Origin of the sequence: Nonomuraea maheshkhaliensis (assembly GCF_039529435.1) — a bacterium.
GTDB classification, from domain to species: Bacteria; Actinomycetota; Actinomycetes; order Streptosporangiales; family Streptosporangiaceae; genus Nonomuraea; species Nonomuraea maheshkhaliensis.
Genome location: NZ_BAAAMU010000020.1, coordinates 1 through 19444 on the forward strand (window position 1 = coordinate 1; position 19444 = coordinate 19444).

Here is a 19444-nt window from a genome sequence, read left to right on the forward strand (position 1 = left end):
TGTGGGCGGGCAGGAGCTCGCCCAGCGGCGACCGCGGGCTGCGCGGCCGGAGGGGGTGCGGCCGAAGATGGTGCGGTTTGAGCCGGCATGACGGTTTCCTAGCTGACCTTCCAGCTCGTCCAGCGCTTGGTGACCATGTCGGTGTTCTTGATCCACCACGGCTTGTCCTGCTCCAGCAGGGTGCCGCGGTCGGGCAGGAAGGCGTTGAACGTCTTCTGCACGTCGCTGTAGCCGATCTTGTTAATGTCGACGTCGGCGCGGGCGGGCGCGGTGCCGGTCAGCTTGGCGTACGCCTCGGCCTGGGCCGGCTCGGTGATGAAGGTCAGCGCTTTTTGCGCCAGCGCCTTGTTGGGCGAGCCCTTGGGGATGACCAGGGCGCCGATGTCGGTGGTGGTGAAGTCCCAGACCGGCTTGAGGTTGGCGCCGCTCTGGGAGGTGACGATGGTGCGGGCCGTGACGGTGAGGACCATCGAGCCCTGGCGGTCCACCATCATCTGCTGGACCGCGCCGTAGCTGGGCGCGAACACCAGGGACGACTTGATGGTGTCGAGCTTGCGCAGCGCCCGCTCCAGGTCGAGGGGGTAGACCTTGTCGGGTGCCACGCCGTCGGCCACGAGGGCGGCCTCCAGCAGGCCGGACTTGGGATAGTCCTGGACGATGCGCTTGCCGGGGAAGCGCTTGACGTCGAAGAAGTCGGCGATCTTGGTGGGCTGGTCGCCCTTGTAGACGTCGGCGTTGTAGCTGAAGACGTTGGCGTAACGGTAGGTCGGCACGAAGCAGTCGTGGGTCGTGCCGGGCGGGAACTTGCTGCGGTCCAGCGCCGGGTCGTCCAGCTTCTCGTACTGCTGCCCGCAGTAGGCGCCGGCGTAGATCCAGCTCATGTTGGCCAGGTCCCACGTGGTCCGCCCGGCCGCGACCATGGCCTTGACCTGGGCGGCGTCGGCGGGGCTGACGTTGGCGAACGTGGTGCCCGTCTTGGCCGTGAACGGCTCCTGAAGGGCCTTCTTCTCGTCCTCCTGGAACTGGCCGCCCGTACTGGCCCAGGTGAGGGTCTTGGACGCGCTGGCCGTGGAGTCGGCGCCGGAGCCGCAGGCCGCCGTGGCGGTCACGAGCGTGGCGGCGGCGAGCAGGGAGCGAAGATATCTGTGCCTCATGTGATTTGCCTTTCTTGAGGGGAGAGCCGTGACGGCTGGGGGATGTCGCGGCTCCCGGTTCCACCCCCGTCATCACCGCCGCCGGGCCAAGGCCGGTCGGGGTGCGGAGAGCGGTCGATCACTCTCCCGCGCGCTCGAACGAGGCGCGTAATGCCTGGTTGATGGCCTGCGCGCCCTCGCGCAGGGTCATCACCACGTCGCTGTCGTCCTCCTCGGGAACGAGCTGGGTCACGCCGAGCACCGCGATGGCGGCCACGACGCGGTCGGCCGCGTCCCTGACGGGGACGGCCACGGCGCGCACGCCTTCTGAGGCGCTGGAGCGGATGGCGACGCCGGTCCTGCGGACCTCCTCCAGCCCGTCGGCCTCCAGCGCGAGGTCCACCGCCTCCTTGCGGAAGTGGTAGAAGGACTGGTCGTGGAAGGCGCGGAACACGCAGTCCTGCGCCGTTCCCCGCCTCAAGGTGCTGCCGGCCCTTATCGAGACGTGGGCCGTGCGGCTGCTGTCCTCGTGGACCTGGGCCACGACCGCCTGGCGGCCGTTCCAGATCGTCAGGACGACGGTGTGCCGGACGCGCAGGCTGATCTGCTCCATGATCGGGCGGGCCACGTTGACGACCCCCAGCCGCGACAGCGCCATCGTGCCGAGCTCGGCCAGCAGCGGCCCGAACTCGTAGCGGTTGCGGTCACGGCGCTGGAGCAGGCCGTGGTTCTCCATCGAGGCCAGGTAACGGTGCGCGGTGGATTTGCCCACTCCGAGCTCCTGCGCGGCCGACACCAGGTCGATGGTCCCCGCCTCGCCCAGCAGCCGCAGCAACTGGACGACGCGAGCGACGACCTGAAGGTCGCCGCTGGGGATCTCGGGGGTGTGGGTGGTCACGTGCGGTCCTCCCGCCTGTAGTCCGGATCTGGCGCGTCCCGCATTGCGGAGCTTGCGTTCACGCATCCGGTACGCCGGACTGTAGAACACGCCCTACCGGGGCCGTCAAGGTTTCAAGGGTATTTCGACTACGAGAAAGGTCCGTGTTCAGAACCGGACTCTTGACGCACAGCACCCGAAAGCCTACCGTCACCTCATCCCGCTTAACAGAACTCACATCCCGAAATAAGGGACAGGAGGATCCATGCGTATGCTCCAACGGCTACGCGACACCGACACGTGCCTCGTCGGCACCTGGGTCAAGATCCCCGCGTTGGAGACCGTCGAGCTCCTGGCCCGGGCCGGCTTCGACTTCGTGGTCGCCGACATGGAGCACAGCCCCATGACCCTGGAGTCGACCTACCGCGCGATCGTCGTCGCCCAGGGACTCGGGATGCACGCCCTCGTCCGCGTTCCCGACGCGGGCGGCAGCCACTTGCAGCGCGTCCTCGACGCGGGAGCCGACGGCATCCTCGTCCCGCACGTGACCGGCCCGGCCGACGCCCAGCGCGCGATGTCCGGCATGCTCTTCCCCCCGCGCGGCGGCCGGGGCCTCGGCACCACCTCCCGCGCCGGCACCTGGGGGCTCGACGCCACCGCCGACTACGTCCGGCGCGGCGACGAGGAGACCCTGCGCATCCCGCAGCTCGAAGACCTCAGCGCGCTGGAGCAGGCCGAGGAGATCCTCGACACCCCAGGACTGAACGCCGCCTTCCTCGGCATGGGCGACCTGACCATGTCCACCGGGCTCACCGCGAACGACCCGCTCCTGCAGCGGCACAGCGAGAACCTGCTCAAGGCCGCCCGCGCCAGGAACATCCCGCTCGGCACCGCCTGCCGCGACGCCGCCGCCGCCCGCCAGGCCGCCGAACGCGGCTTCTCCTACGTCATGATCGGCAACGACGCGGGCATCTTCGGCTCCGCCGCCGCCGAGCTCCGCCGCGCCGCCGGCTCCCTGCCCCGCCTCTGACGGCCGCGGCCCCTCCCCGACGCGTTCCTCCCTGGCGCACGCGCCCCTCTGGCGTACGCGCCCCTCTGGCGTACGCGCCCCTCTTGGCGTACGCACTGCCCCCACGAGAGGACCAGCAATGCCCTACGACCCGACCGACGCCCGCTCGGCACTGCCGACGGCGACCGCGCGGAAGCCGGCCGGCGCGCCCACGCCCGCGAGCCACGTCAAGTGGTACGAACTGCCGCCCGCCACCACCGACGGCGACACCCGCACCTGGTACGGCCGCAGCCAGCACCTGATCATCGGCTACACCGACCTCGTCACCCCGACCGGCTTCACCGTGCCGGCCACGCACGCCGACGAATGCGCCGTCCTCATGCCCGACCCCGGCACCTCAGCCATCATCACCATCGAGGGCGAGGCCACCGAGATCGGCGGGCAGACCCTGACCTTCATCCCGCCGGGCGCCGCCGACGTGCGCCTGACCGGCACCGGCCGGGTCGTCACCATCTTCACCGCCCGCTCCGGCGTCGCCCCCGGCCCGGCCGCCAACGAGGACGCCTACACCGAGCCCCGCCCCGGCGTCGCCCCCCTGGTCAACTGGCCGGACCCGGTCGGCGGATTCCAACTGCGCACCTACGACCTCGACGTGCCGGGCCTGGCCGACCCGCCGTTCCGCATCTTCAGGTGCACCTCGTTCATGGTGAACTTCACCCACCCGCGCACCGGGCCGCGCGACACCACGCGCATGTCGCCGCACACCCACGACGACTTCGAGCAGTGCTCGCTCATCATCGACGGCGAATACACCCACCACCTGCGCTACGCCTGGACCACCGACCTGAGCCAGTGGCTCGACGACGAGCACGAGAAGTGCGCCAGCCCGTCGCTCACCATCATCCCGCCCCCCGCCGAGCACACCAGCCAGGCCATCGCGCAGGGCGTCAACCACCTGATCGACATCTTCTCCCCGCCGCGCGCGGACTTCTCCCGCATGGACGGCTGGGTGCTCAACGCCGCCGACTACCCGATGCCCGAGGACGAGGCCACCGCATGAGCAGGATCGCCCCCATAGGCCCCGACGAGCTCGACGCCCGGCAGTGGCGCATCTACGACGCCCTGGTCAACGGCCGGCGCGCCACCCAGCTCCGGCCGTTCCCCATCGTGGACGAGCAGGGCGCCCTGACCGGGCCGTGCAACGCCTGGCTGCTCAACTCCGCCATCGGCAGCGCGTTCGAGCAGCTCGGCGCCGCCGTACGGTTCGAGATCTCGCTGTCCGCCCGCGACCGCGAGATCATCATCCTCAGCGTCGCCCAGCACCGCGACAGCCCGTACGAGATGTACGCCCACCGGCTCGCCGGCGCCGCCGCGGGACTGTCGGAGCTCGAGGTCGAGGCGCTGGCCACCGGCGCTGACCCCGGCCTCGCCGACGAGCACGAACGCGTCGTGCTCGACACCACCCGCCTCCTGCTGCGCACCGGCGGCCTCGACGACGACGCCTACGCGCGAGCCGTCAAAGCCCTCGGCGCCCCCGGCCTGTTCGAGGTGACGGTGATCGTCGGCTGGTACAACCACCTGGCCACACAGCTGGCCGTGTTCGACGTCCGGCCGCCGGCCGAGACCGCCTGAACGGAAGCGAGGGAACAACGCGTGCCCGGAGGAACGCCCAGCGAGGTCGCGATCATCGGTGGCGGCTTCGGCGGCATCGCCGCGGCCGTCAAGCTCCAGCGGGCCGGGATCACCGACTTCACCATCTTCGAACAGTCGCCCGCCCCCGGCGGCACCTGGTGGGACAACCGCTACCCCGGCTGCGAGGTGGACATCCCCTCACACGCCTACAGCTTCTCCTTCATGCCCTACGACTGGCCGCGCACCCACGCGACCCAGCCGGAGCTGCAGGAGTACGCCGAGGCCGTGGTCGACCGCTTCGGGCTGCGCTCCCGCTTCCGGTTCGGTGTCAAGATCGCCTCGGTAGCCTGGGACGAGGCCGCCGCCCTGTACGTGGTGACCACCGGCGACGGCGAGCGGCACCGCTTCCGCTTCGTGATCAGCGCCGTGGGGCTGCTGAACGTGCCCCGCTACCCGTCCTGGCCCGGCCTGGAGGAGTTCGGCGGCGTCTCGTTCCACACCGCCCGCTGGGACGCAGGAGCCGAGCTGACCGGCAAGCGCGTCGCCATCGTCGGCACCGGCTCCACCGCGGTGCAGATCGTGCCCGCCATCGCCCCCCAGGCCGAACGGCTGGAGGTCTTCCAGCGCGAGCCCGGCTGGGTCGAGCCCAAGGGCGAGCGCGCCTTCACCCCGGCCGAGCGGGCCCGCTTCCGCCGCCTGCCCGCCTGGCGCCGCCTCTACCGGCTCAAGCTCTTCCACACCTCCATGCGCCGCTTCAAGGCCTACGACGCCAACGGCCGCGAACAGCGCAGGATGCGCGAGCTGTGCCTGCGCTACATCGAGACCGCCATCCACGACCCGGCCACCCGCGCCGCCGTCACCCCCTCCTACCCCTGGGGCTGCAAGCGCCCCATCTACGCCAGCGGCTTCTACCCGGCGCTCAACCGGCCCAACGTCGACCTGGTGCCGCACGCCGTCACCAAGGTCACCGAGAAGGGCGTGGTCGACGACCAGGGCGTCGAGCACCCGGTGGACGTGCTCATCCTCAGCACCGGCTTCCAGCCCACCCGCTTCCTGTCCGGCTTCACCGTCACCGGCCGGCGCGGCGTGGAGATCCAGGAGTTCTGGGGCGAGCGCCCCCGCGCCTTCCTCGGCGTGACCGTCCCCGGCTTCCCCAACTTCTTCATCATGTACGGCCCCAACACCAACGGCGGCTTCTCCATCATCGCCCAGCTCGAACGCCAGGCCGAGATCGCCGTCAGCGCCATCCGCCGGGCCCGCCGCAGCGGCGCCGCCCGGATCGACACCCGCGAGCGCACCCTGGAGCGGTATGTGCGCTGGGTCGACCGCCAGCTCGCCGGGCACGCCTCGGCCATGGACGCCGGCTGCAACAACTACTACCACTCGCCCTCGGGCGCGAACGTCACCCAGTGGCCCCGCACCCACTTCGTCTACTACCTGCTGTGCCGCACCCTGCCGACATTCGGCCTGGTCTACCAGGGCCGGCGGACGGCACCCGGAAGGACATCATGACCAGCAGATTCGACGGCGCCGTCGCCGTCGTCACCGGGGCCGCCTCCGGCATCGGCGCGGCCACCGCCGAGCTGCTGTCGCGCGAAGGCGCGTCGGTCGTCGTGGTCGACGTCGAGCTGGAAGGGGCCGAGCGCGTCGCCGACGGCTTGCCAGGACCGGCGCTCGCCGTCAAGGCCGACGTGTCCGACCCCGGCGACACCGACGCCTACCTGTCCGCCGCCGTCGCCCGCTTCGGCCGGATCGACCTGCATCACCTCAACGCCGGCATCGTCGGCACCTTCGACCGGCTGCCCGAGATCCGCGTCGTCGACTTCGACCGGGTCGTGGCGGTCAACCTGCGCGGGGCCTTCCTCGGCGTGCGCGCCGCCTTCCGCCAGTACGCCGAGCAGGGCAGCGGCGGGGCCATCGTGCTGACCGCCTCCATCGCCAGCCTGCGCGGCAGCCACGACCTGCTGCCGTACGAGTCGTCCAAGCACGGCGTGCTCGGCGTCATGCGCGGAGCCGCCATGTACGGCGGCCCGCAGGGCGTGCGGGTCAACGCCGTGGCCCCCGGCCTCGTCCCCACCGGGCTGTTCACCGGCGCGGCCGGCAAACCGGGCGCCGGCGACGACATCAGGCGGCGCGGCACCACCGTCCCGCAGCGGCGCACCGGGACGCCGCAGGAGGTCGCCGCCGCGGTGGCCTTCCTGCTCAGCCCCGAGGCGTCCTACATCAACGGCGAGGTGCTGTCCGTGGACGGCGGCTCGGCCTGGGTCAACACCGTCCGCCCCGGCGGCGGCGCCGGCGCGTGGGACCCGTCCGCCGTGGACGAGGCCGCCCGCGTCATCACCGCGAAGGAGAACGACTCACGATCGGCTTCGTCGGCCTGGGCAACATGGGCGGCCGCATCGCCCGCCGCCTCACCGCCGCCGGCCACCCCGTCCTCGGCGACGACCCGGCCCCCGGCGCCGCCGAGAAGGCCGGCGCGACCCCCGCCGCGAGCGTGGCCGAGGTGGGCCGCGACGCCGAGCTGATCCTGCTGTCGCTGCCCGACAGCAAGGTCGTGGAATCGCAGCCGCTCGGCGATGACGGCCTGCTCGCCTGCGCCAGGAAAGGGCAGGTCATCGTCGACCTGAGCACCGCCGCCCCCGACTCCACCCGCCGCCTGGCCGGCCTGCTGGCCGCCCGAGGAGCCCGCCTCGTCGACGCCGGCGTCTCCGGCGGCGCCGCCGCGGCCGAACGCGGCACCCTCACGATCATGGCCGGCGGCGAGCGGGAGGACGTCGAACGGATCACGCCGGTGCTCCAGACGTTCGCCCAGCGCGTCTTCCACATGGGCGGCCCCGGCACCGGCCACTCCGCCAAACTGCTCAACAACTTCCTCAACGCCGTCAGCCTGGCCGCCACCAGCGAGGTCATGATCGCCGGGCGCAAGGCGGGGCTCGACCCGCGCACCCTGCTCGACGTGCTCAACTCCTCCAGCGGCGCCAACTGGGCCACCGCCAACCGCTTCCCGCGCATCGTCGAGGGCGACTATCTGGAGGGCGGCCTGACCTCCACCCTCATGACCAAGGACATCGTCTTGTACGTCGACCACCTGCGCGCGCTCGGCGTCCCCTCGCTCAACGCGGCCGGGCCGCTGGCCAGCTTCGGCCTGGCCGCCAACCTCGGCTACGCCGACCAGATCAGCAACCGCGTCGTCGACGCCATCGGCGACGTCGCCGGCGGCGTCCGCGTCCACGACGGCCAGGAGGACTGACTTGAAGATCGTCAGAGGCCGGGCCGCGGACGCTGCCACCTCACCGCGCTCCGACACCTTCACCGGCACCGTCTGGGCCGACCCCGTCCTGCCCACGACTGACGGCACCACGATCAACGTCGTCACCTTCGCCCCCGGCGCCAGAACCCACTGGCACCACCACACCGGCGGCCAGATCCTCCAGGTCCTGGCCGGCCAGGGCTGGGTCTGCGCCGAGGGCGGGCCCGCCCGGCGCCTGCTGCCCGGCGACACCGTCTGGGTGCCGCCGGGCGAGCGCCACTGGCACGGCGCGAGCGAGACCACCCTGATGACCCACACCGCCATCTCCATCGGCCCCACCCGATGGCACGACGAGGTCGCCGCGAGCGACTACGCCCGCGCCCACAACGTTGAGGAGTCCGCATGACCGACACCGACGGCAAGGCCCAGGACGGCGACCGCTTCGAGGCCGGCCTCGCCATGCGCAAGGCGGTGCTCGGCGCGGCCCACGTCGAACGCTCCCTCGCCGCGGTGAGCGACTTCAGCCGGCCCGTGCAGGAACTGGTCACCGAGTACTGCTGGGGCGCCGTCTGGACCAGGGAGGGCCTGGACCGGCGTACCCGCAGCCTGCTCAACCTGGCCATGCTCACCGCGCTCAACCGCGGGCACGAACTGTCGGTGCACGTACGCGGCGCGGTCGCCAACGGCGTCACGGAGACGGAGATCCAGGAGGCGCTGCTGCAGACGGCCATCTACGCCGGCGTGCCCGCGGCGCTGGAGGCGTTCCGCATCGCCGAACGCACGCTCGGCGAGCTGCGCGCGGAAGGGGTGACGATCCCCTGAACGGCACCCCGCTGGGGCCCGGCGCCACGATCGGCTTCGTCGGCCTGGGCAACATGGGCCTGCCCATGGTCCGCCGGCTCCTCATGGCCGGCTACCGCATCAGAGCCTACGACCGTGCCCCCATCCCCGCCGACGCCCTCGGAGGTGGCGAGGTCGTCGCCGATGCCGCCGCCACCGCGCAGGGCGCCGACGCCGTCGTCCTCATGCTGCCCGACTCCGACGTCGTGGAGGCCGTCATGCACGGCGACGGCCTGCTCCAGGCGGCCGCGCCCGGTACGGTCGTCATCGACATGGGCTCCTCGCGCCCGCTGAGCACCCGCGCCCTCGCCGAGCAGGCCGCCGCCAGGGGAGTACGCCTGGTGGACGCGCCCGTCTCCGGCGGCGTCAAAGGCGCCGTGGACGGCACCCTCACCGTCATGGCCGGCGGCGACCCCGGCGACTTCGACCGGGTTCGCCCGATCCTGGAGACGATCGGCCGCCGGGTGCTGCACCTCGGCCCGGCCGGCGCCGGCCACGCCCTCAAGGCGCTGAACAACCTCATGTCCGCCACCCACCTGCTGCTCACCAGCGAGGCCATGCTGGCCGGCCAGCGCTTCGGCCTCGACCCGGCGGTCATGCTGGAGGCCGTCAACGGCTCCAGCGGGCGCAGCGGCTCCACCGAACGCAAATGGCCGGACTACGTGCTGCCCGGGACGTTCGACTCCGGGTTCGGCCTGCGGCTCATGCTCAAGGACATGCGCATCGCGGTCGACCTGGCCGAGGCCACCGGCGTCGAGCCCCGGCTGGGCCGCGCGGCGACCGACCTGTGGGCCGACGCGGCCGACCACCTGCCACCCGCCGCCGACCACACCGAGATCGTCACCCGGCTACGGCAACTCATGGAGGACCACCAGGACTGACCACGGAGCGGCCGCCCTCCGACGAGCCGAGGGCGGCCCCCTTCGCCCACTCACGCCAGGACACAACGGGTGCCGGTGAAGATCGTCGGCATGCACTTGTTGCAGTGCACGCACAACGACCGGGTCGCGGGATCGGCTCGCAGCCGGTTGACCAGATCGGGCTCACGCAGCAGCGCCCGGGCCATGGCCACGAACTCGAAGCCCTCCGCCATGGCCAGGTCCATCGTGGCGCGCTGGCTGATCCCGCCGAGCAGGATCAGCGGCAGCTTGAGCGCGGCCCTGAACCGGCGGGCACTGTCGAGCAGATAAGCCTCCTGGTAGGGGTACGCGCGGATGAACCGGCCACCGGTCAGCTCGACGCCCAGCCGCATGGGCTGTCTGAACGTGGCCGCGAACTCGCGCAACGGCGCCTCGCCCCGAAACAGGTACATCGGATTCAGCAGGGAACTGCCGCAGGTGAGCTCCAGGGCGTCCACACTGCCGTCACGTTCGAGCCGGCGCGCCACCTCAAGGCTCTCCTCGATCCCCAGGCCGCCACGCACGCCGTCCTCCATGTTCAGCTTGGCCAGCACGGCGACCCGATCACCCACGGCGTCGCGAACGGCGCGGGCGGCACCGAGCGCCACCTTGGCCCGGTTGGCCAGCGAGCCGCCGTAGGCGTCGCGGCGCCGGTTGAGCCTGGGGCTGAGGAACGAGCTGGCGAAGTAGTTGTGCCCGAGATGGATCTCGACGGCATCGAACCCGGCCCGTACGGCGAGCTCGGCGGCGGTGGCGTGCGCGGCCGTGATCCGCTCGATGTCGGCGACGGTGGCCCGGCGGGTCATGGCCATCGCCTGCGGATTCACCCGAGCGGACGGAGCCAGCGCGGGCAGCCGGGTCGACCTGCTGTTCGCGACGGGCCCGGCATGCCCGAGCTGGGCGGAGACGGCGGCGCCCTCCGCGTGCACGGCGTCGGTGAGGCGCCGCAGCCCCGGCAGGGCTTCCTGCCGCATCCAGAGCTGATGGCGCTGCGTACGGCCCTCCGGGGCGACGGCGCAGTACGCGACGGTGGTCATGGCCGCGCCGCCGGCGGCGTGGGCGCGGTGGAAGGCGATGAGGTCGTCGCCGACGAGGGCGTTCCTGGCCATTCCTTCGAACGTGGCGGCCTTGATGATGCGGTTGCGCAGCGTGAGGGGGCCGAGGCGGGCCTGCTGGAACACATCCATGCTTGGGATCCTGTTCCGACTCCCGCAGGCGGTCAATCGGCGGTCTCCGGGCGGCAGACGTACGGATGGGAGGGCTGACGGCGGCGCGCCTGTGATGGCCGATCTCGCATCATGTGATGAAACGATGACAAGCCGGTCGATGCCACGGTTCCTCTGATTGCTTGATGACCATGCATTCGACGAGCAGGACCTCCAGGCCCGCCCACGGCCACCCCCGAACGACCGGAACCGCCGCGCGGGCCGTCTCATCGCCCCTCCCACCGGCCGTCCGGCGGACCCTCGCACTAATCGCCGCACTGGCCGTCCCGCTGGCCGGCTGCAGCGCGCGGGCGGGCGCGCCGGACGGATCGGCCGGCCGGCCCGCACAGACACAGGAAGACCGGCAGGCGGCGTCCGAGGTCAGGGTGTTGTGGATGGGCGACTCCATCGCGGGCGCCCAGGCCCCGGCACTGGAGGCGGCGCTGGAGGCCGGCGGCGTGACGTTCATGAACGCCACGTCCGACGGCGGCGGCAACGTCGTCGCCGGTGACCATCCGGTGACGAAGATGGGGGCCAAGAGCACCTGGAAGACGCTCCGGGAGCACCTCACGTCGTTCCGGCCGACCGTGGTCGCGTACCAGATCACCACCTACGACTGGGGGAGCGGCAGCCAGCAACTGGCCGCCTACCGCAAGCTCGCCAAGACGGCCGAGGACGGCGGGGCCCGGCTCGTGCTCGTGTCCGCGCCACCGTTCAAGATCGATGACTTCTTCCGCCCGCACGCGGCCGCGATCAAGAGCGCGCCCAGGATGGCCGCCAGGGCCGCCGACACCGAGAACGCCCGCTACCTGGACGCCTCCCAGCTGTGGGGGACCGACTACTCCGCCGACCGGGCACAGCGCTCCAAGGACGGCATCCACTCCTGCCAGCAGGGCTCGGCCGCCTTCGCCACCTGGTTCGCCAAGCGGCTGGGAGAGCTGACCGAATTCACCCCTGCCGCCCCCGCCACCTGGGCCACCGGCTCGTGGACCGGCGACGAACGCTACGTCAAACTCGGCTGCGGCTGATGACATCCCCGTCCCCGGCCTCGTCCCTGACTCCCGCCCCATCCAGGACCCCAACCCCGCCCGCTCGCCGCGTGGCCGCGCGTGCGCACATCGGCGCGCTCGACGGGTTGCGCGGTCTCGCCGTCACGGCCGTCCTGCTCTTCCACGCCGGCCACCTCAGCGGCGGGTTCCTCGGCGTCGACCTGTTCTTCGTCCTGTCAGGCTTCCTGATCACAGGGCTGCTGCTGGCCGAGCTCGACCGGCGCGGCGGCCTCGATCCGGTGGCATTCTGGGGGCGCAGGGCCCGCCGGCTGCTGCCCGCACTGGCCATCGTGATCCCGGCCACGCTGCTGCTGGCCTGGGCGTTCGCCGGGCCCGGCATGCTGCGCTCGGCCCTGGGGGACACGCCGTGGGTGGCCGCGCAACTGGTCAACTGGCACTACATCGCCGAGCAGGTCGGGTACTGGAACGCCGCCGGCACCCGCCTGTTCGCCCACCTGTGGAGCATCGGCGTCGAGTGGCAGTTCTACCTGCTCTGGCCCCTGGCGGTGGCGGTGGTCGGCCGGGGACCCGGCGGGCAGCGGCGGGTGGCCGTGGTCGCGCTCGCCGGCGCGCTCGTCTCGGTGACGCTCATGGCCTGGCTGGGAACGGGGGTGGACACGACCCGCGCGTACGAGGGCACCGACACCCGCGCCTTCTCCCTGCTCCTCGGCGCCGCAGCCGCCACCGCGCCCGTCAAGAACGCCCTGGCGGCCCTCTCGCGCCCGCTCGTGGATCTGCTCTGCGCGCTGCTGCTGTGCGGGCTGTCGGCGTCGTGGCTGCTGGCCGCGGGGGAGAAGGCACCCGGCCTGTTCCAGGGCGGGATGTTCGCCCACTCCCTCGCCGCCGCCGTACTGATCGCCCTGCTCGCCCGCACCCCGGACGGCCTGGCCGGCCGGATGATCGGCAGCACGGTGCCGCGCCGGCTGGGGGAGCTGTCCTACGGCCTCTACCTGTGGCACTGGCCGATCTACCTGCTGCTGCCAAGGCCACTGGCCGGACTCGACGGCTGGGCCTGGACGTCGGTCGCGGCCGGGCTGTCGCTGCTGGCTGCGGTAGTGTCGAAGGCCGCCGTGGAGGATCCGGTACGCCTGCGCGCCCACTGGGCCACCGGCCGGCGCGGATGGGCGGCGCTGGCGATCGCGGCAGCATTCGCGGTGGGAGTGTGGGCAGCGCTGCCCCGGCCGGATCCCGGCGCGGGAACGGTTGACGTGAGCAGGCTCGACCAGCTGTAGCCGGAGAGAGGGCATGCCGAACAGAACAAACGCGATCGCGGGGGCTGCGGCGGCGGCAGGCCGGCATCACCGTCGAGGAGTTGCCCGGCCCAGGAGGGTGATCGCCGCTGGCATCGCGGTCGTGATCGCGGTGGCGGTGTCGGCCGGGTGCGGGATCACCGACACCGAGGCGTTGCCCGCCGGTCAGCCGGTTCGCGGCGGTCTGACCGCCGAGAGCGGCAGCCTGCTGCGGGTGTACTTCGTGACGCCGCAGGGCACGTGGCCGGTGTCCAGGCCGGCGGCGGCGGGGGATCGGCTGCGGCAGGCGATGGACGCCCTGCTGTCCGGCCCCACGGCGGAGGAACGGGCTCGCGGGCTGGACACGCGGCTCCCTGAGGCGGACCGCGGGCTCCGCGCCACCGCGCGCCGGGACGGGGTGGAGCTGCACCTGCCCTGGCTGGTACGGGACCTGCCGCACGTGGCCGTCAGCCAGCTGGTGTGCACCGCCGCAGCCGTCCCCGGCGTGGGTGACGACGCGGTCATCAAGGTGTTCGAACCCGGCATGGGCGACACCCCCTGGCTGGTCGAGTGCGACGGCAACGGATCGGCCAGACCGTCCGACCAGAGGGTCGGGACGGACAAACCGACGGGGCGGGGAAGCGGGTCAGCGGATCCGGCAGGTGGGCTGGCAGGTCCCGCGGGTCGGGCAGCCGAGATGGCGGGTTGGGCAGCCAGGACAGGGGATCCGGCAGTTGGGGCGGTGGGTCCGGCTGGTCGGGCAGGAGAGATGGCTGGTTCGGCTGGTCAGGGAGATGCTTCGTGACTCGTGTGCTCGTCATTGAGGACGATCCGGCCGTGCGCCGGGGCGTGAGCGTGGGGCTGCGGCACAGAGGGCATGAGACCGTGCTCGTGGCGACCGGCGAGGAGGGGCTGGCCGAGCTGGTCGCGAGCGCCCCCGAGGTGGTGCTGCTCGACCTGATGCTGCCCGGCATGAGCGGCCTGGAGACGTGCCGTCGCATCCGCGCGTTCAGCCAGGTGCCCATCGTGATCCTGTCCGCGCGTGACGACGACGTGGACATCGTCGTCGGGCTGGAGGCGGGCGCGGACGACTACGTGGTCAAGCCGGCCAGCGCCGAGGTCATCGAGGCCCGGATGCGCGCGGTGCTGCGCCGCACCGGCCACTCCGGCACCTCGGAGCGCGGCCAGTACGGTGACCTGCTCGTGGACCGGGTCGCCCTGCGTGTGCTCAAGCACGGCGAACAGGTCGCCATGGCCCCGACCGAGCTGAAACTGCTGCTGTTCCTGTCGGCCGCCCCCGAACAGACCTTCAGCCGCCAGCAACTGCTCGAACAGGTCTGGGAGCACAGCTTCCACGGCGACTACCGGCTGGTCGACGCGTGCGTGATGCGGCTGCGGGCCAAGATCGAGGACGATCCGCGCAGCCCCCGCTACGTGCAGACCGTCCGGGGCTTCGGTTACCGGTTCGGGCCGCTGTGACGCGGCTGTTCCGGGGGCTGCGGGCGCAGCTGGTCCTGGTGTTCCTGCTGGTCTCGGTGCTGAGCGCGCTGACCGGCGCCATGTTCACGTTCCGCCAGGGCCGCGACGCGATCGTGGACGGCGTGCAGGCGGACGCCCTGCGGGAGCTGCGCGGTCATCTCGCCTTCAGGGCGCCCGACCTGCCGGCCGACCCCGCCCGGGCCGATCTGCGTACGCTGGCGGTGCGATTGGACCTCGCCGGAGCCGGGCGGGGGTGGCGGACGGCGCTGTCCTACCGCGGCGGCTCTCTCGTCACGGCGGGACCGCAGGCGCCGCCCCTGCCCGCGTCGCTACGCGCCCGCGCCGCCACGGCGACGACCGCGCTCGCGCAGCGGTTCCACCGGGACGGGACGCCGTGGCTGGCCGTGGCGCTCCCGGTCACCGCCGCCGACACCCCCGCCGATGGCAACACCGGCACCGGCACCGGCACCGGCACCGGCACCGGCACCGGCACCGGCGCCAGCACCGGCGCCGTCCGCCCGCACGAGCCGCCGCCGCTGGTCGTCTACGCCTCGTTCTCGCTGGCCTCCCAGCAGCGGGACGTGGAGGCCTTGGCCACCGCCGTTCGCGCGGGAGCCCTGCCCGCCGCTCTGGTCTCCGTCGTCGCGGCACTGCTGGCCGCAGGTCGGCTGTTGCGGCCGGTACGGCGGTTGCGGGCGGCCGCCGAGAAGGTCGCGGGCGGCGCGCTGGACACCCGCGTCACCGTCTCGGGCGACGACGAGCTGGCAGACCTCGGCCGTACGTTCAACGTCATGGCGGCGACGCTCCAGGCCGACGCCGCCACGCTGCGGGCCATGGAGGCGCGGGCGCGCCGGTTTGCCGCCGACGTTTCGCACGAGTTGCGTACGCCGCTCGCGGCCATGGCCGCCGTGACCGGGGTGCTCGACGCCGACGCCGGCTCCGGCCGCCTCGACCCGCTGACCGCCGAGGCGCTGCGACTGGTGGCAGGCGAGACGCGGTCGCTCACCCGGCTGGTCGAGGACCTGATCGAGGTGTCACGCTTCGACGCCGGCGCGGCCGTGCTGAACCTCGACGAGGTCGACCTGCGCGAGCTGGTCGTCAAGACGCTCGCGGTACGGCACTGGCAGGACCGGGTGCGTGCCGAGGTCCCCGCGGGGCTGCGGGCCCGGCTCGACCCGCGCCGGGTCGACGTCATCCTGGCCAACCTCGTCGGGAACGCGTTGCGGCACGGGGGCGCCCATGCGTCGGTGCTCGTCCGCGTCGTGCCCGGAGCCGTGCCCGGAGCCGTGCCCGGAGCCGTGCCCGGAGTCGATGCCGGCGCAGATGCCGACGCCGGCGCTGGCGCCGATACCAATGCCCATGCAGGCGCCAGCGCCGGCGCCGATCGAATCATCGTCATCGTCTCCGACGATGGGCCCGGCATCCCCGCCGGCCTGCTGCCGCACGTCTTCGACCGCTTCACCAAGGGCGACGCCGCCCGCGCCAGGAGCGAGGGCAGCGGCCTCGGCCTGGCCATCGCCGCCGAGAACGCCCGCCTGCACGGCGGCACCCTCACCGCCGCCAACGCGCCCGGGGGTGGAGCCGTCCTCACCCTGGCCCTGCCCAGGAATCCGTGATCACGACCCCCGCCCGGGATCGCGTGGTCACGACTCGTCGAGCACGTGGGCCAGCAGTTCCCTGTTGACGGTGCCCGTCCAGGTGAGCTCGCCCTGCTCCAGTCGTTCGACGAGCCGCCTGACCCAAGCCAGCTCGGTCTCGCTCAGCGCCCGCTGGTAGTCGAGCTCGATCACCAGGACCTCGGGCAGGCCCTCGTCCTCAAGCGCCTTGAGGTGACCGTTCAGGCCGGCCAGTGTGCCTTCGAGCGCCGCCGCCCGGGCGCGCAGCGCCTTCAGCGCGTCGGGCACCGGCAGGACGCCGATGAGGGAGATGGCCGCGGTGAACGTACGGCGTTCCGGCCCGGGGTCCTGCAACAGCGTGCGCAGCCTGGTCGACAGCTCACGGCGGCCTTCGTCGGTGATCTCGTAGACCGTGCGCTCAGGCCGGCGGCCCTCCCTGGTGGTCTCGACGGGCGCGATGAGCTCCTCGCCCGCCAGCTTCTCCACCGCGTGGTACAGGCTCCTCGGCAGCCCCGTCACGTAGTCCTTGTGCGTGTCGACGATGAAGCGGTGCAGCTCGTAGGGGTGGCTGTTCCGTACGGAGAGCATGGCCAGCACCGTCAGGCCCACCAGATCAGGACGCCGCGCCACGTTTCCCCCCGCCTCTTCCTACTGCACCCCGCACTATAGCGATCGCCGTCTCCCTCGTGTTCGCGAGTGCCGTACGCTATAGTGCAATTTGCCATATAGAAGGAGGCACTACATGAAGCTCCTGGTCATCGGCGCGGCCGGCAGAACCGGCAAGCACGTCCTCACCCAGGGCGTCGAGCGCGGGCACGAGATCACCGCCTTCGCCCGCCGCCCCGAACTGCTCGCCGGCCACCCCTGCCTGGCGGACGTGCGCCGGGGAGACGCGCACGACCTCGACGCCGTACGCGCGGCCGTCCAGGGACAGGACGCCGTCATCGCCGCGGTCGGCGGCAGCCGGATCGCCAGCACCCTCATCACCGCCATGCGGGACAGCGGCGTGCGGCGGGTGGTGATGACCAGCAGCCGCTCGGTGCCCGCCACCCGCCCCCGCCTCGCCGTCACCCTGGCCTGGCTCTTCTTCCGGGCCGTGTACGTGGACCTCGCCCGCGCCGAGGGCATGCTCCAGGCCAGCCTGCTCGACTGGAGCATCGCCCGCGGCACCATGCTCAACGACAAGCCGCCCGCCGGGCGCGTGCACATCGACTTCGAGGCCGACGCCACCGGAGGGGCGATGCAGCTTTCGCGCGCCGACTACGCCATGGCCCTGCTCGACACCGTCGAGGACCCTGCCACCATCGGCCGGGCCCTGGGCATCTGCGGCCCGAAATAGCCCGGCCGGGCGGATCACGTCAGCGAGGACCGGACACAGAGCTGTGTCCTCCACGCACGCGCCTACATATGTAGCTTCGAGCCATGAAGCTGACCGAGCCTCTGGCGCGGGTGCTGACGGCCTTCCTGGCGGACCCCACCGAAGACCGTTACGGATACGACCTCATGAAAGCCGCCCGGCTCGCCAGCGGCACGCTCTACCCCATGCTCGCCAGACTCATGCACGAAGGCGTGGTGACGGCCGAGTGGGAGCCGCAGCCCGCCGACACCACGGGGCGCCCGGCTCGTAAGTACTACCGCCTCACCGGTGACGGCGTCCGCATCGCTCGCGAGGCGCTGGCCCAGGCATCCATGGACGCCCCGCGGGACGGCGCCCGGATACCCGGGCCCGCGCCCCGAGAGGCGATGTGATGAATCTCCGGCTCCGGCATCGTCCCGGCGACCGAGCGCCTCATGGTGGCCTACCGCCGCGCCTACCCCCGCCACTACAAAGTCCTGTCCATCGAGGAGGAGGGATGAGCGCGGCGCTGCTGTCGAGTGTTCCGTGGCGGGCTCTGATCATCGGCGGTGCCGTGTGGCTGCCGGCCTACATATGTAGACAGCCGGTCCTGCTCCTCCTCACGTCCAAGGCGCTCGACAAGGCTCACTCCGAGCACATCCCGGCCATCATGGCGGTGCTCCAGCCAGGGCGGACGTCCACCTCGCCGGAGACCGACACCCCGGCCGAACCGCGCTGAGCCTCCCGCCCGGCTCCACGGCCGGGGTGGACAACGCCTCGGTTTCCATGATCACATATTGCGCTGCTCGCTCCCTCCGCCGCGGGAATCCCCCGGCGGGAACCCTCTTCAGGCAGGAAAGGCCGGACGTGATCAGACGACGTTTCACCGGGCTGCTGGCTCCCCTCGCGATCTTCCTCAGCACCGGAATCCCGGGCGTGGCCGCGCACGACGGAGCCGGCGGGCCCACACACCCCGGGCCCGTCTACGCGACGGTGACCGACAAGAGCGCGAAACTGTCCTTACAGACGTTCGGGCGCCCCGACGGCAAGGACATGGTGTTCCGGATCTCCGGCTCGGTGTACGCCAACATCGAGGGCAACGCCCTGGACCCCGCGATGCGCCACGGCCAGAAGCTGTTCAACATCGAGGGATACAACATCCGCCGCCTCTACCGCGTCCCCGACACCAACCAGCTCTACCAGCTCTCCCGGGAGATCGTCTTCTACACCGACCCGGCCGATCCGCGGCGCGTGCTGCGGGAGTGGAAGAACCCGATAGACGGCAGGACGTACCCGGTCGTGCCGATCAACAACGACCTGGTCAACTTCGGGCCGTTCCCGATCACGTCCTCCTTCGCGGGCCCGCCGCTGCAGCAACTGCACGACGAGACGGTGTGGACGAGCGACATCCCCGTGCGCACGGACCTGGGCGCCACGCTCGGCGAGCGGTTCGGCCTGACCGGCGGCGTGTACGCGGCGCAGGAGATGTTCGACTTCTCCGTCGACGACCGCGAGGTCGCGGCCCGCACGGGGCCAGGCGTCCCGGCCGGCGCGATGAAGACGAAGATCAGCTGGGCCCGGACGAGCCCGTGGGCGCCGTTCATGTGCCTGGCCGAGAGCGACGTACGCGGCCAGCTCACCTACCACGCCCGCAGCTGGTCGCTGGGGTCGTACAGCCAGGTCGAGCCGTGGCTGCGGGCCGAGGTCGAGGCGAACCACCCGCTCTACAGGGCAGCCCCCTCCGAGCCCGGGCCGAGCGAGAACTCCTGGACGTCGTTCTACAACAAGCAACTCGGCAAGGGAGCCACCACCTGGACCCAATGGTGCGCCGACCAGGGCCGCGCCTGAGCACACCTGAGCGGCTCGTTGGCCGGCCGGCCAACGAGCGGG

Annotated in this window: 21 protein-coding genes and 1 pseudogene; 18 read left to right on the top strand and 4 right to left on the bottom strand. The window is 72.0% G+C overall.

Annotated features, from left to right (window positions below; all coding sequences use genetic code 11):
* Positions 1 to 98: 98 nt before the first annotated feature.
* Positions 99 to 1154: an extracellular solute-binding protein gene (locus tag ABFX54_RS15850; RefSeq protein WP_346105484.1), complete on the bottom strand. Its 1056-nt coding sequence runs from the start codon at positions 1152 to 1154 to the stop codon at positions 99 to 101.
* Positions 1155 to 1272: 118 nt separating this feature from the next.
* Positions 1273 to 2031, bottom strand: coding sequence for an IclR family transcriptional regulator (locus tag ABFX54_RS15855; protein WP_346105486.1), 759 nt, complete (start codon positions 2029 to 2031; stop codon positions 1273 to 1275).
* A gap of 244 nt (positions 2032 to 2275) precedes the next feature.
* On the opposite strand from ABFX54_RS15855, the gene ABFX54_RS15860 reads away from it, so the two are divergent.
* The 9 genes and pseudogenes from ABFX54_RS15860 to ABFX54_RS15900 all read left to right on the top strand — a co-directional run bounded on the left by ABFX54_RS15860 (position 2276) and on the right by ABFX54_RS15900 (position 9622).
* Positions 2276 to 3040 (top strand): HpcH/HpaI aldolase family protein, encoded by a 765-nt coding sequence (locus ABFX54_RS15860; protein WP_346105487.1) that lies wholly within the window; start codon positions 2276 to 2278, stop codon positions 3038 to 3040.
* 118 nt (positions 3041 to 3158) lie between these two features.
* The gene (locus ABFX54_RS15865) at positions 3159 to 4079 is read left to right on the top strand and encodes a cupin domain-containing protein (RefSeq protein WP_346105489.1); all 921 of its coding nucleotides are present in this window, start codon (positions 3159 to 3161) and stop codon (positions 4077 to 4079) included.
* Positions 4076 to 4651, top strand: a complete 576-nt coding sequence (locus ABFX54_RS15870) for a carboxymuconolactone decarboxylase family protein (protein WP_346105490.1) — start codon at positions 4076 to 4078, stop codon at positions 4649 to 4651. Before ABFX54_RS15865 ends, ABFX54_RS15870 begins: the two co-directional genes overlap by 4 nt.
* 21 nt (positions 4652 to 4672) lie before the next feature.
* Positions 4673 to 6163 (top strand): flavin-containing monooxygenase, encoded by a 1491-nt coding sequence (locus ABFX54_RS15875; RefSeq protein WP_346105492.1) that lies wholly within the window; start codon positions 4673 to 4675, stop codon positions 6161 to 6163.
* Positions 6160 to 6894 (top strand): annotated as a pseudogene (locus ABFX54_RS15880) (SDR family NAD(P)-dependent oxidoreductase); the annotation flags it as partial. The gene ABFX54_RS15875 and the pseudogene ABFX54_RS15880, both read left to right, overlap by 4 nt.
* Positions 6895 to 7037: 143 nt before the next feature.
* The gene (locus ABFX54_RS15885) at positions 7038 to 7901 is read left to right on the top strand and encodes an NAD(P)-dependent oxidoreductase (protein ID WP_346105494.1); all 864 of its coding nucleotides are present in this window, start codon (positions 7038 to 7040) and stop codon (positions 7899 to 7901) included.
* Between the two features lies 1 nt (position 7902).
* Positions 7903 to 8307, top strand: coding sequence for a cupin domain-containing protein (locus ABFX54_RS15890; protein WP_346105496.1), 405 nt, complete (start codon positions 7903 to 7905; stop codon positions 8305 to 8307).
* Entirely contained in the window at positions 8304 to 8723 is a 420-nt protein-coding gene (pcaC, locus tag ABFX54_RS15895) for a 4-carboxymuconolactone decarboxylase (protein ID WP_346105498.1), read from the top strand. Before ABFX54_RS15890 ends, pcaC begins: the two co-directional genes overlap by 4 nt.
* Positions 8724 to 8752: 29 nt before the next feature.
* A complete protein-coding gene (locus ABFX54_RS15900) occupies positions 8753 to 9622 on the top strand; it encodes an NAD(P)-dependent oxidoreductase (protein ID WP_346105685.1) in 870 nt (289 codons plus the stop codon).
* 50 nt (positions 9623 to 9672) lie between these two features.
* On the opposite strand, the gene ABFX54_RS15905 is transcribed toward ABFX54_RS15900, so the two are convergent.
* Complete coding sequence (locus tag ABFX54_RS15905) at positions 9673 to 10827, bottom strand: NADH:flavin oxidoreductase (protein ID WP_346105500.1); 1155 nt, start codon at positions 10825 to 10827, stop codon at positions 9673 to 9675.
* Between the two features lie 164 nt (positions 10828 to 10991).
* Between ABFX54_RS15905 and ABFX54_RS15910 the strand changes: the two genes are divergently transcribed.
* The 5 genes from ABFX54_RS15910 (at position 10992) to ABFX54_RS15930 (ending at position 16218) form a co-directional block, all read left to right on the top strand.
* Positions 10992 to 11873, top strand: a complete 882-nt coding sequence (locus tag ABFX54_RS15910) for an SGNH/GDSL hydrolase family protein (RefSeq protein WP_346105502.1) — start codon at positions 10992 to 10994, stop codon at positions 11871 to 11873.
* A gap of 71 nt (positions 11874 to 11944) precedes the next feature.
* Positions 11945 to 13126 (top strand): acyltransferase family protein, encoded by a 1182-nt coding sequence (locus ABFX54_RS15915; RefSeq protein WP_346105504.1) that lies wholly within the window; start codon positions 11945 to 11947, stop codon positions 13124 to 13126.
* Positions 13127 to 13223: 97 nt separating this feature from the next.
* The gene (locus tag ABFX54_RS15920) at positions 13224 to 13928 is read left to right on the top strand and encodes a GerMN domain-containing protein (RefSeq protein ID WP_346105506.1); all 705 of its coding nucleotides are present in this window, start codon (positions 13224 to 13226) and stop codon (positions 13926 to 13928) included.
* The gene (locus ABFX54_RS15925) at positions 13925 to 14602 is read left to right on the top strand and encodes a response regulator transcription factor (RefSeq protein WP_346105508.1); all 678 of its coding nucleotides are present in this window, start codon (positions 13925 to 13927) and stop codon (positions 14600 to 14602) included. The genes ABFX54_RS15920 and ABFX54_RS15925 overlap by 4 nt, the downstream gene beginning before the upstream one ends.
* Positions 14599 to 16218: an ATP-binding protein gene (locus ABFX54_RS15930; protein WP_346105510.1), complete on the top strand. Its 1620-nt coding sequence runs from the start codon at positions 14599 to 14601 to the stop codon at positions 16216 to 16218. The genes ABFX54_RS15925 and ABFX54_RS15930 overlap by 4 nt, the downstream gene beginning before the upstream one ends.
* Before the next feature lie 27 nt (positions 16219 to 16245).
* On the opposite strand, the gene ABFX54_RS15935 is transcribed toward ABFX54_RS15930, so the two are convergent.
* Complete coding sequence (locus tag ABFX54_RS15935) at positions 16246 to 16848, bottom strand: PadR family transcriptional regulator (protein WP_346105512.1); 603 nt, start codon at positions 16846 to 16848, stop codon at positions 16246 to 16248.
* 112 nt (positions 16849 to 16960) lie between these two features.
* On the opposite strand from ABFX54_RS15935, the gene ABFX54_RS15940 reads away from it, so the two are divergent.
* The 4 genes from ABFX54_RS15940 to ABFX54_RS15955 all read left to right on the top strand — a co-directional run bounded on the left by ABFX54_RS15940 (position 16961) and on the right by ABFX54_RS15955 (position 19402).
* Positions 16961 to 17557, top strand: a complete 597-nt coding sequence (locus ABFX54_RS15940) for an NAD(P)-dependent oxidoreductase (protein ID WP_346105514.1) — start codon at positions 16961 to 16963, stop codon at positions 17555 to 17557.
* Between the two features lie 83 nt (positions 17558 to 17640).
* Positions 17641 to 17967: a PadR family transcriptional regulator gene (locus ABFX54_RS15945; RefSeq protein WP_346105516.1), complete on the top strand. Its 327-nt coding sequence runs from the start codon at positions 17641 to 17643 to the stop codon at positions 17965 to 17967.
* Between the two features lie 104 nt (positions 17968 to 18071).
* On the top strand, positions 18072 to 18293 hold the full coding sequence (locus ABFX54_RS15950) for a hypothetical protein (RefSeq protein ID WP_346105518.1): 222 nt from the start codon (positions 18072 to 18074) through the stop codon (positions 18291 to 18293).
* Between the two features lie 128 nt (positions 18294 to 18421).
* Positions 18422 to 19402: a DUF1838 family protein gene (locus tag ABFX54_RS15955; RefSeq protein WP_346105519.1), complete on the top strand. Its 981-nt coding sequence runs from the start codon at positions 18422 to 18424 to the stop codon at positions 19400 to 19402.
* Positions 19403 to 19444: the final 42 nt, after the last annotated feature.